Origin of the sequence: Paraburkholderia sp. BL18I3N2 (assembly GCF_003001875.1) — a bacterium.
GTDB lineage: Bacteria > Pseudomonadota > Gammaproteobacteria > Burkholderiales > Burkholderiaceae > Paraburkholderia > Paraburkholderia phytofirmans.
In genome coordinates this window covers 24,482-33,119 of the sequence record NZ_PVNC01000037.1, presented here as the reverse complement: position 1 = coordinate 33,119, position 8,638 = coordinate 24,482, and the positions used below count along the sequence as shown (strand labels likewise).

The window sequence follows — 8,638 nt, the reverse complement described above, 5'->3', positions numbered from 1 at the left end:
GAGGGATTCTGCGTCATATGTCCACCTGTCAATGAGTGGACATATGCTGCGCGATCAAGACTCAGGAAACCATGTGCGCTTATTTCACCGCTTACTTGGCCATCCGTGGTGCGCTACGCCAGTTCGAAAGCAGCTTGGGATCTTCACTGGATGCATTGGCGCAGAGCAGTCTGGCCGCGGCACATGTGTCCATCGTTGCAGTCCAGGCGCGCTATCCGGAGCGATCTCGCATGGCGGCTACCATGGTCGGCCTATTCATTGATCGCCTGCGGGGTCTGGCCCAATGGATCCATGCCGGCGACGGCCGCCTATATCGTTTTCGACGCGGTGAGCTTGCCCGGCAAAAATGGATCCCTTGCTGAGTGTGTAAAACTCACGCAAGGAGGTAGCAACGATGGGTAATCCAAGAGCACGGTATACGCAGGAATTCATGATAGAAGCCGTGCGCATGGTCCGCGGCGGCCAGAGCATGGCGGCGGTGGCAAAGATACTGGCCATCAGCCCGAAGACGCTGCACAACTGGGTGAAGGCCGATGCCGCTGGCAAGCTGAACGGCGCAGGCAAACAGACCTCTCCCGAACAGATGGAGATTGCGCGGCTACGTGCGGAGTTGGCACGCGTGAAGATGGAACGCGACATATTGGAAAAAGCCACGGCGTACTTCGCAAAGGTGTCGGGATGAAGTACGCCTGGATTGAGCTTCACAGCCGACAATGGCCGGTTTCCCTGACCTGCCAGGTGCTGGGCGTCAGCCCCAGCGGTTACCACGCCCGCAAGGCCCGGGACGTCGATACGAACCGTCCGCGCCGACGCATCAGCAATGACGCCCTGCTGGTCCACATCAAGGCCGTACACGCGCAATCCAAAGGCGAGTACGGCTGGCCGCGCGTGTGGAAGAAGCTGTTTGCGCAAGGCATTCGCGTCAGCAAGGATCGAGTCCAGCGACTCATGAAGCTGCACGGCATCAAGGCGAAAACCAAACGCCGCTTCAAGGCCTCGACGGCTCATCGAGCTGCGCATGCCGTAGCCCTTAAGCAGGTCCTGGAAGTCATGACTGCAATACTGGCTACCCCGGTCGCTATGGACGATCAGGCCCGCTTCCGGCCGGCGGCGAAACCATGCCATACGCAGCGCGTCCGACACCAGCTCCGTGCGCATGTGCGGCTGCATCGACAACCCACCACCTGACGGCTGAACAGGTCGAGGATAACCGTCAGGTACAGCCAGCCCTCGTCAGTCCAGATATACGTGATGTCTGTGCTCCAGGCCTGATCGGGGCGAGCGGGCGAGAAGTCGCGTTGCAGCAGGTTCGGCGCGACCGGCAGGTTGTGGTTGCTGTCGGTGGTGTTCCTTGAAGATTTCCGGTCGGCGTTTCCGGAGGAATGACGCAATGCCTATCGTCGAGTTGATGGTTTGCGATCGTCCTACAAGCGTCAATCAACTGCTCGAGGAAAAACGCGAACAAAGATAGCTGGCGACCTATGAGGCGCGAAGCAGGTCGGTGAGGTCATTGAGCGCGTGCAGTTCATCGAGATGCATTATTTTCTCTACAACCTGTGATCCCCGTTGATCTAGCGACGTCCCCTTCACGTTACTAAGGAATTTTTCTACAACGTCTGCGTCGCTTAGAGGCCTCTGCCATTCGCCCGGCGCCCAACGAACGTTCGCCGAATAGGACTTACCGTTTTTCATATACGCGGTAACGGTCGACATGCATTGTTCTTTCTCGCCCCAGAACGCTTCTTCAGCCACCGGGTCAATTCCTACGTCCATCTTCGACATCGATGCAGTGATTTGAGCATCATTGAAGACGTCTGGCGAATACCAATCGCGGCCGGGTTCGATGGAGTGAAGTGCCATAGCAGCCACGTATTCCACCGAGAACTGAGCATCGAGCGCAGTTTTCGGCGCCCTGTCAGAGAACCACTCGACAATTCTTTCGAAGCAACGAATTTCAAGCTTTTCAACGTCATCTGGATCGATGTCATTGGCCTTTGTTATTTGAGACACCGCATCGATCGTCGTGTGAAGGAAAGCACAACTCGGAAACTTCTTCAGCATTACCTTTCTTGTCCGCCAATCCTCGCCCAGAGCCAAAGAAAACTGAGCTGGGTCGAATCGGTCCGATCCGATAACGCGTGCAAAGCCTCGCTCGGAATCGCTCAACATGGCGAACGGACCGATGATACCTTGACGGGCGCAGAGCGCGGCATCGACACCACCCAACGCCATCTGGCCGTAGTTAGCTTTCAAGGCGTGCGCCGGTCGACCGTATTGGACATACCAGAGTGGTATGTTAGTGTTCGCGGCAGCATGCCCCAAGGCAGAGCGGAACTGCTCTTCCGTTCCTCCGGAGACCACCATGGCGGCAGCACCAGCCGCCACCCCATGCCACGCGTGATAAACGGCAAACCGTCGGTACGCTTCCGGGCTCGCGCGCGTCGCATCATGAACGCGAAGGCCCGCTTCATAGCCAGCGACAATACCGGCGAGCAGCTGCCTGGGCGTCGCCTTCAGTCGCTCAGCTACGGCCAATGCCGCAGGAATGACCGTTGCACTCGGATGACCGCTCGCAGTGTCCTCGTAGTCAAGAACGTCGGAAAGCCACCCGTTAATCTTCGCGGCGAGCGACGGATGGAACTGCAAAGAGGTTCCGGGGACACAGCACCCGCCACCTGCACTTCCGCAGTCGTAGGCGGCCAATATCTCTCTGCCTAATGCGGTTTGGGTTCCAGCGATAATGCACCCGACCGTATCAAGCGTGATGAGTTTGGCCATGTGAACGACGTCGGCGGGAATTTCTTCGTAAGTCAATTCTGCGAGAAACCGCGCCAGTACACCGGCGTCGTGGTGAACCGGCTTGCTGGGAAAAAGGATGTGGTCGACGCGCGACGGGGATTCGCTTTGATGGGGCTGGCGGTCTGGCGCTTCCATAACTTGCCTTATAGATTGGAAGGGGAGGCCGTGGGCCAGCCTCCGAACGTTTGGATCAGGTGCTTGTTCGCCCACGCTTACTTGCACAGATCTGCCGCAGTCAGGTTCTCTGGCGGGAGATCCGTCTCCGAGAAGCCATACTGCTTGAGAATTTCCAGCATCTTGCCGCTTTTCCGAAGCTTCTTGAGTTCGGCGTTGTACGCATCACGGAAGTCGGCATCGGCCGGCCTGAAAGCAAGCGCCGGATAACCGTAGAGCGTTCTCCCGTCTGCGCTTACCGGCTGCGCGAATGGCAACGCACGCTCAATGTTGCCGGACGCTTTTGCCCAAACGCTGACGGTCGCTGCGGTTTCGACGACGGCGTCTGCACGGCCGGTCGTCAGCGCGGCAAGTTCGGTATCGTTGTCCGTGAAGGCACTTATTCGCTCTTTCGGGATGCCTGCGTCGATTGCATGCTGATACTCAACGTTTCCTCTGCCCGTTGACAGCGTTACGGACTTGTCCTTTGCAATGTCAGCGTAACTATGCAGGTATTTTGGATTCCCTTTGTGAACCAGCAAAGCGTCGCTCATCTGAATGTCGGGGTTTCCGAAAGCAACCAGCTTGCATCGCTCCGGCTTGATATACAGGCCGGCAGCAATGACGTCAAACCGCTTGGACAACAGGCCCGGTATGAGCGCCCCGAAGTCAGTCACGACCGCGTCGATCTTCGTGATTCCAAGCGGAGCAAATGCCGCCTTGAGGATATCGACGGTCTGTCCTTTCACGTCTCGATTTGCGTCAACGTATCCCCAAGGAGCCTGATTGAAGATGCCGACCCGTATCGTTCCTGTCTCCTTGGCCTTACTCAGAACTCCCTGAGCATGCACTGCTTGTGCGCCAAAAAGCGCCGCAACAACCGCGACCGTATTAAAAACCTTTCTCAGTCTCATGCCAGCGTCTCCTCAGTGTAGTCCTTGTGATGGTATATCAAGCATAGCTGGTATAACAGGTGTCGTCAAACGCAACGGGTTGTCGTTCGGCGGTCCTGCCAAGCCGTACGTAGCGCCTGCTTTTTTGAACGTCCCAAACAGTGGGGATAGTGCTGTGGGCGTCGCATCCGGTTGCGAAGGAGGTCCTGAGTTCAAGCATCAGGTGTTCGCTGGTCTCTCGATAAGGCCCGTAACAGGCGCATTGAGAGGTGGATTAGACGCGACGCTAAGGGCTGAGTTTGCACCGCTTACAGCTCGGTCGGATTCACGGCGTGCGACCGTCGGTACGCCGTTTCAAGTGAATTCAATCCTGCACGCAAGCCGGTCAAACGGCGCCTGCAACACGCCATAGACCGTGACGTTGGGATCGCTCGTGACCATCTTGTAGAGCCGACGTAGTGTGGGGTAGCCATTAGGCACCGCGAATAATTCCTCGACGGCACCCGACGCCGGAGCGGCGTCGATGACGACGTGTGTCTTGACTACGTGGATCGAGTGCCGCTCCAATACGTCTACGACGAAGTGGCCAGCAAATTCTTCGATGATCTGGTCACTCAAATCGGTGGAAAGATAGGTAGTGTCGTAGACTAGCGGAGCGTCGTCCGCCCATATCGTCTTTCGAACGCACAGCATGACACGGTCGGACGGTTCCAACGAAGCCATGGTCGGGTCAAGTATCTTCTCTCGCGTCACTGATATTGGACGAATGCTTGTGTCGTCGAGAAAGGGCTGCTTTACATCAAGCTGCCGCATTAACCTACGCTGCTTCTTGACGTAAGTTCCTTTGCCTGGTATTGACACGATTGCGCCGGCGGCCTGGAGATCGCGCAACGCACGTTTGACCGTAATGGTGCTAACGCCGAACTCTTCACTGAACATTGCCGTCGAGGGGATTGGCACATCCGGGTCATACGTTCCCGCCGTGATGCGGCTGCGAATCTCCTCCCGAACCGTTTCGTGAAGAGACAGCGAGGACTGCAGTTGGGATTTGTTCACTTTTTCTCCGTTCTTGCCTTCGATCGCCGCGGCTAGAGCAGCCGCAGCGTATCCGGTATCCCTAGTATACATGCTTGATACGGAGTCGGCGCGTGCGCTCAGCTTGCGACGCGGCGGCGCGTGCATGTTCTGCAAGGCAGGTGTGGGCGAATGATCAGCATCGACTAGTCCTTGCTTTCTCGCTGGACCTAAACCGTGATGGGTCTCAGCGCAGTTGTAAAGCTGGCAGGTTCCTTATAGCCATGCGATGTAGAAACGAGAACAACACGCGAGCTCGCGCCAATGTTGCCGTTCTCAACGAGTTGACGCAGTCCAGATAGCGGTGCGACGCTCGACAGTTCAAGGTAAAGCCCTTCGCGCGCCAAGGCCCGCTGATCCTCCAGCGCGTCCTCGTCCCTGACTGAGATCGCGGACGAGCCGCTCTCGTCGAGCGCCCGTAGCGTTTGATGGGTAACCGTGTTGCCACCAATGGAGCCCATTGCTGTATCACCCGAATAATTGCTTATCACCATGCCGCGTCCATGGTGCGCATGCGCTACACGAGGGTATGGTTCAACCGCATGGACTTTGGGAGTTGCCGCAAGCAGTCCTGCAGTCTGCAGGTCGCGGTAGCCTTTGGTGATGCCCCACAGCAAGTCGCCACGAGATGTTGGCACGACAATGTCGGTGGGCGGCGCGTCGGATAGCTGCAGATAAAGTTCCAAAGCTATAGTCCTGTACCCGTCCACTCCGAACGGATTGCTGCCGACCGGTGGAGTCATGTAGTTCGTGGCCGGATACCAGTCTCCATTCCGGGCATGCCGTTTGATAAGCGTCCATCGGTCATCCGCGCTTTTCGTCGCGACGATTTCGGCGCCGTACATCTCGATTGCGCGGCGCCAATTCAAGCTGATGTCCGGTGTGGTTACCACAACGCACCGGAGGCCGGCCCGGCACGCGTAGGCGGCAACTGACGCCGCGGCGTTGCCGCTTGAAGCAACTGCGATGGTCTTGGCACCTATGTCGAGTGCGCGTTGCACGATCAACGCGGCCATCCGGTCCTTCTGGGAGCCCGTTGGATTGGTGAATTCGTTTTTCGAGTGCAGGGCGCGTATGTCCAGCTCCGCGGCGACTCGCGGCAACGACGACAAAGGGGTCACGCCCTCGCCAAGGCCGGACGTGCCGGAATAGCATAGCCAGTCCCCGAGAGTCTCGAACCTGACTTCACGCGGAAGCGTCGTGTACCGAGGTGCCACGCTCGCGGGATTGCCGCTCGCGAGGCAGGAGGGACAGCCCTCAAAGTAATCGGCCACTGGATGCAAAGCATCGCAACGTATGCATTGCATGCCTCCGATGTTCGCGTTGAGAATGCTCTCCACCGCTCACCGCCGGATATCTGGTGAGGGTTCGACGTCTTCCAGGAGGCCATAAAGGCAGTCTCCGCGAACCGTCAGAGCTAGGTGGCGCTTAAAGGCAACCATTCCGCGACGGACGAACACAATCTCTGTCGGCGGGCTATGCGGCGCTTCAATAGAGTGCAGCAAGCCTGCGAGCTGTCCTTCATCTACCTCGTCGCCAATGTCGACCATGGGCTCGAAGATCCCGTCGCTGTCCGCATAGAGAAACAGGTCCATGTTGTCCCCGTTCATCAACCTTACCGGTCCGGGGGCTGGCACCTCGCAAGAAGGCAACATGCCGAGGTGCTTCAAAAGACGCAAGACACCCTGTTCTGCAAGATCCGACCCAGCCCTTCTTAGCGTCGCGGCCCCTCCTAATTCCGCCGTGATCACGGGCACCCCTAGTTGCGCAGCAGCAGCTGGGAGGGTCGTATTGCCGCCGCCACCGGTGCCGTCAGTGAACTCGGCGAAGGGCACTCCAAAAACGTCGAGCAGATCATGCAGTTTCCTGTTTTCGGATAACGTCTTACCGCCTCGAACCAGGGCGCAGGGAACGTAGTCGAGCGAGCGCCCGCCCGAGTGCAAATCGACGACCAGGTCGGCCATCGGAAGTAAGACTTCGGTGACGTAGTGAGCGATCATCTCAGTCGCCGTCCCGTGCGCGTGCCCCGGATAAACGCGGTTTAGATTGCCTTCGTCGATCGGAGATACCCTTCGGCCGGCCCGTACGGCGGGGAAATTGAGGGAAGGCAGCATGATCACTCTGCCTCTCAGGTCATGCAGTTGCAGCTGTCGGGACAGTCGCATCAACGCAACCTGGCCTTCGTATTCGTCACCGTGGGTACCTGCTATGAGCACCGCGGTGGGGCCGTCCCCATTCTTAAGGACAATAATCGGGATTGGAATCCATCCGTAAGCGGACGTATCCGTCGATATAGGAAGGCGCAGGCAGTCGACCTGCTTTCCATCCTTGCTGTAGTCAACAGGAGACCAAATGCGTGTAGTACCTGACATATGCGACCTTCGGAAGGAGATCAACGGATCACCGGAAGATTTTCCGGCGACTGGGCGCAAATGAATTCGACACCGGATTCAGTCACGAAGACGACTTCCTCGAACTGGAAAACTGCGCCATCGCGCTCGAGCTTGGGTTCAATATGGAGAACCATGCCTGGTTGAATTAGAGTCGTATCCGCTCTGGATAACGAAGGTGGTTCGGTCACGTCCAGTCCGCCTCCGTGGCCGATACGGGAAACGGCGCTATAGACCGTTCCGAGATCTGCCTCGCTCCACATATTCTCGAACCGTTTATAAACGTCCGAGCACCTCATGCCGGGGCGGATTGAGTTAATAAGGTCGAGCGTGAGAGAACGCACCGCCGCATAGGTATTACGCTCCCAATCGGCCGGCTCACCGGCGCGCGCGATACGGTTGCGGTCGGCCGGGTATCCGCCATAGGTGGCGCGGAAATCGGTCCAAACGTAATGGCCTTCCTGAAGCTTGCGCTGTTTGGCCGTGCGCGTGTAGTCGAAGTCACCACGTGAAAAAAGCATCGCGATAGGGTCAGCGCTTTCTGCGCCATTCAGATAGATCTGCGCCTGCATCAGGTAATACAGCTCATACTCGGGCATACCGATGTACGCCTGCTGGATGATGTGGTCCCAAGCGGTATTAACGATCTCGTAAGCAACCCGATTCAGCTCCGCTTCGGACCTCGACTTGATGAGCCTGACCTTCCAGATCGCTCCTGTGGCGCTTGTAACAGTCCCGCTGGAATCCAGCGCGCTAAGCGCCTCAAGCAAACCGAGTGAACCCCGGCCAAACATGTCCTGTCCGTAGTCGACGGCGATGCGGACGTGCTTGCCACCGGTCGCTGCCTTTATCCAGTCCGAGACCGAGGCCACCGCCTCATCAAGGTAGCCGTTGTAATAGACGGCGCTAAAAACGCGCGGTCTCATCTCGACCGTCCTGGCTTCTCCGAGGCTGCCAAAGATGGCGATGTTCTGCATCGAGACCACAGCAAAGATGGGACGAGCCTTATGGTCCCAGGACAGCTCCTGGTAGTCCGTGAAGTAGTCCACGTTCTTTTTGTCCGTCAGAACGATGATGTCGAGATTTGCCTCGCTCATTTCACGTCGGATGTTGGCAAGTCGCTGACGAAGCTCGTCCATGGGCACTGCAGGGGCAGGGGTACGAAACACGCTGGGAATGTTTAGTTGCGGCGCGGTCATTCCTTGTCTCCGAAAAAAAGGCGGGCGGAAGCCCAGCTATCACATACGGCTCAGATCAAGTCTTCGTCCTGCCAGCCGGTAGCTGCGTCAAGGATGCACAACATATTGCTGCACATCGAGCTCTTCGGGA

At 57.6% G+C, this 8,638-nt stretch carries 7 protein-coding genes and 2 pseudogenes; 2 read left to right on the top strand and 7 right to left on the bottom strand.

Annotated features, from left to right (window positions below):
* Positions 1–71 precede the first annotated feature (71 nt).
* Both B0G75_RS40970 and B0G75_RS38695 read left to right on the top strand, forming a co-directional pair.
* Entirely contained in the window at positions 72–362 is a 291-nt protein-coding gene (locus B0G75_RS40970; protein ID WP_166679217.1) for a hypothetical protein, read from the top strand.
* 32 nt (positions 363–394) lie between these two features.
* A pseudogene (locus B0G75_RS38695) lies at positions 395–1,002 on the top strand (IS3 family transposase); the annotation flags it as partial.
* Here the strand turns inward: B0G75_RS38695 and B0G75_RS38690 are convergent.
* The 7 genes and pseudogenes from B0G75_RS38690 to B0G75_RS38660 all read right to left on the bottom strand — a co-directional run.
* A pseudogene (locus B0G75_RS38690) lies at positions 994–1,346 on the bottom strand (IS3 family transposase); the annotation flags it as partial. The pseudogenes B0G75_RS38695 and B0G75_RS38690 sit on opposite strands and share 9 nt — an antisense overlap.
* A gap of 133 nt (positions 1,347–1,479) precedes the next feature.
* The gene (locus tag B0G75_RS38685; protein WP_106285456.1) at positions 1,480–2,934 is read right to left on the bottom strand and encodes an MmgE/PrpD family protein; all 1,455 of its coding nucleotides are present in this window, start codon (positions 2,932–2,934) and stop codon (positions 1,480–1,482) included.
* Positions 2,935–3,011: 77 nt separating this feature from the next.
* Complete coding sequence (ehuB, locus tag B0G75_RS38680) at positions 3,012–3,866, bottom strand: ectoine/hydroxyectoine ABC transporter substrate-binding protein EhuB (RefSeq protein WP_106285455.1); 855 nt, start codon at positions 3,864–3,866, stop codon at positions 3,012–3,014.
* A 333-nt stretch (positions 3,867–4,199) separates the two neighbouring features.
* Complete coding sequence (locus B0G75_RS38675) at positions 4,200–4,901, bottom strand: GntR family transcriptional regulator (protein ID WP_243856931.1); 702 nt, start codon at positions 4,899–4,901, stop codon at positions 4,200–4,202.
* A gap of 188 nt (positions 4,902–5,089) precedes the next feature.
* The gene (locus tag B0G75_RS38670; RefSeq protein WP_106285516.1) at positions 5,090–6,226 is read right to left on the bottom strand and encodes a pyridoxal-phosphate dependent enzyme; all 1,137 of its coding nucleotides are present in this window, start codon (positions 6,224–6,226) and stop codon (positions 5,090–5,092) included.
* Positions 6,227–6,262: 36 nt separating this feature from the next.
* A complete protein-coding gene (locus tag B0G75_RS38665) occupies positions 6,263–7,291 on the bottom strand; it encodes a succinylglutamate desuccinylase/aspartoacylase family protein (RefSeq protein WP_106285453.1) in 1,029 nt (342 codons plus the stop codon).
* Between the two features lie 20 nt (positions 7,292–7,311).
* The gene (locus B0G75_RS38660) at positions 7,312–8,508 is read right to left on the bottom strand and encodes a M24 family metallopeptidase (protein ID WP_106285452.1); all 1,197 of its coding nucleotides are present in this window, start codon (positions 8,506–8,508) and stop codon (positions 7,312–7,314) included.
* Positions 8,509–8,638 lie beyond the last annotated feature (130 nt).

Coding starts and splice junctions, on each gene's coding strand:
- B0G75_RS38660 (WP_106285452.1), bottom strand. CDS start 8,508: ATGACCGCGCCGCAACTAAACATTCCCAGCGTGTTTCGTACCCCTGCC.
- B0G75_RS40970 (WP_166679217.1), top strand. CDS start 72: ATGTGCGCTTATTTCACCGCTTACTTGGCCATCCGTGGTGCGCTACGC.
- ehuB (WP_106285455.1), bottom strand. CDS start 3,866: ATGAGACTGAGAAAGGTTTTTAATACGGTCGCGGTTGTTGCGGCGCTT.
- B0G75_RS38670 (WP_106285516.1), bottom strand. CDS start 6,226: ATGCAATGCATACGTTGCGATGCTTTGCATCCAGTGGCCGATTACTTT.
- B0G75_RS38665 (WP_106285453.1), bottom strand. CDS start 7,291: ATGTCAGGTACTACACGCATTTGGTCTCCTGTTGACTACAGCAAGGAT.
- B0G75_RS38685 (WP_106285456.1), bottom strand. CDS start 2,934: ATGGAAGCGCCAGACCGCCAGCCCCATCAAAGCGAATCCCCGTCGCGC.